The sequence below is a fragment of the Burkholderia sp. E168m23 genome, from assembly GCF_016586125.1.
GTDB classification, from domain to species: Bacteria; Pseudomonadota; Gammaproteobacteria; order Burkholderiales; family Burkholderiaceae; genus Burkholderia; species Burkholderia orbicola.
Map to the genome: position 1 here is coordinate 1 of NZ_BCPP01001083.1, position 2,196 is coordinate 2,196.

Annotated in this window: 1 protein-coding gene and 1 pseudogene; both read left to right on the forward strand. The window is 69.1% G+C overall.

Going from position 1 to position 2,196, the window contains the following annotated elements:
* A partial coding sequence (locus JMF90_RS34280) for a LysM peptidoglycan-binding domain-containing protein (RefSeq protein WP_201326094.1) occupies window positions 1-1,020 on the forward strand: 1,020 nt, incomplete at its 5' end.
* A gap of 151 nt (window positions 1,021-1,171) precedes the next feature.
* A pseudogene (locus tag JMF90_RS34285) lies at window positions 1,172-2,176 on the forward strand (nitrate/nitrite transporter); the annotation flags it as partial.
* Window positions 2,177-2,196: the final 20 nt, after the last annotated feature.

The window sequence follows — 2,196 nt, forward strand, 5'->3', positions numbered from 1 at the left end:
ATGTTCGGTGACTGGTATCTGGCGCTGGCCGCGTACAACTGGGGCGAAGGCAACGTGCAGCGCGCGATCGCGCGCAACCAGGCGGCCGGCTTGCCGACCGACTACCAGAACCTGCGGATGCCGAACGAGACGCGCAACTACGTGCCGAAGCTGCAGGCGGTGAAGAACATCATCGCGAGCCCGCAGCAGTACGGCCTGGCGCTGCCGGATATCCCGAACCACCCGTATTTCGTGACGGTCACGACGTCGCGCGACATCGACGTGGCGGTGGCCGCGAAGCTCGCCAACCTGCCGCTCGACGAGTTCCGCTCGCTGAACCCGTCGTTCTCGAAGCCCGTGATCCTCGGCGCGACCGAGCCGCAGATCCTGCTGCCGTTCGACAACGCGTCCGCGTTCGAGAAGAGCCTGAAAGCGTACAACGGCCAGCTGTCGTCGTGGACCACCTACACGGTCAGCGAGCGTGCACGCCCGGCCGCGATCGCCGAGAAGATCGGCGTCGACGCCGATACACTGATGTCGGTCAACAAGATTCCGGCCGGCATGCGCCTGAAGCCGGGCTCGACGATCGTCGTGCCGCGCGGCAATGACGACGACGAGGACATCAGCGCCGACGTCGCCGAAAACGGCGCGCTCGCGATGGAGCCGGACGTCCCCGATACGCGCAAGATGCTGATCCGCGTGCGCCGCAAGCAGTCGATGGCGGCGATCGCCGGCCGCTATGGCGTGTCGGTCGGCCAGTTGAAGGCGTGGAACCGTACGCACCGCGATCTCGCGATGCCGGGCCAGGCGCTCGTGCTGCACGTGCCGGTCGGCCGTTCGGTGCCGGCGGAACCCGGTCCGGAGCGGATCGCGACGTCGACGGGCGGTGCGCACATCGAGCGCGCGAGCCTGGCGGTGGGCGGCAAGTCGCACGGCGGCAAGCGCGGCGCCGCCAAGTCGTCGGCTCGGCCGGCGGCGAAGGCCGCGCCCGCGAAAGCCGCGCCGGCCAAGGCCGCCGCGCACAAGGGCAAGAAGAAGTAAGCGCGGCTGCCGCGCGCAACGTGGCGGCCGGTGAGGCCCGCGCGATTGCGCTATCATCCGACGAAATCGACGAAACGCCGTCACCGAGGTGACGGCGTTTTCGTTTGCGCGCGGCATAACGTCGCGCGTCTTCATCGAACAAGGGGGAGCGATGTCGTCGGTGCAGGTGAGGGTGCTCGCGCTGTTTTCGGTCGGGTATTTCGTGTCGTATGTGTTTCGCGGCGTCAATCTGGGCTTCGCGCCGTTCGTCACGCATGAGCTCGGGCTGTCGGCCGCCGATCTCGGCCTGCTCACCAGCCTCTATTTCCTCGGCTTCGCGGGCGCGCAGATCCCGGCCGGCGTGATGCTCGACCACTTCGGCCCGCGGCGCGTGACGGCCGGCATGCTGCTGTTCGCGGCGGCCGGCGCGGCCGTGTTCGGTGCGGCGCATGGCATCGGCACGATGATGGCCGGCCGGCTGCTGATCGGCGTCGGCGTATCGGTGTGTCTCGGTGCGGCGTTCAAGGCGCTCGCGCAGCATTTCCCGGTTGGCCGGCTGCCGCTCGTCAACGGCCTCGTGATGGCCGTGGGCGGCCTCGGCGGCGTGATGGTCGGCTCGCCGCTGACCTTGCTGCTCGGCTGGGCGAGCTGGCGCGCGATCTGTTTCGGCCTCGCGGTGCTGACCGTGGCCGTCGCGGCGTCGATCGGCTTCGGGGCGCCCGACGCGCAGCAGGCACGTCACCAGGGTGGCCTCGTCAGCCAGTTCAAGGGCACGTGGCACATCCTGACGAGCCGCGCGTTCTGGAAGATCGCGTCGTTCTCCGTCGTCACGCAGGGCGTGTTCTATGCGATGCAGTCGCTGTGGGTGGGCCCGTATCTGCGCGATGTCGGCGGATTCGACGCGCCGCATGCCGCGCGCCTCGTGTCGGTGCTCGGCTTCGCGATGATGGCCGGCTGCGTCGGCTTCGGCGCGGCGGCGCGCGTGCTCGAGCGGCGCGGCGTGTCGGTCTACGCGACGTGCGGCATCGGCATGGCGCTGTTCGTCGCGACGCAGCTCGCGATCGTCGCGCGCGTGCCGTTGCCGCCCGCCGTGCTGTGGGCCGCCTACGGGATGTTCGGCGGCGTGGGCATCCTGACCTACGCGGTGATGGCCGGCCACTTTCCCGCCCATCTGATCTCGTATAACTTCGTATAATG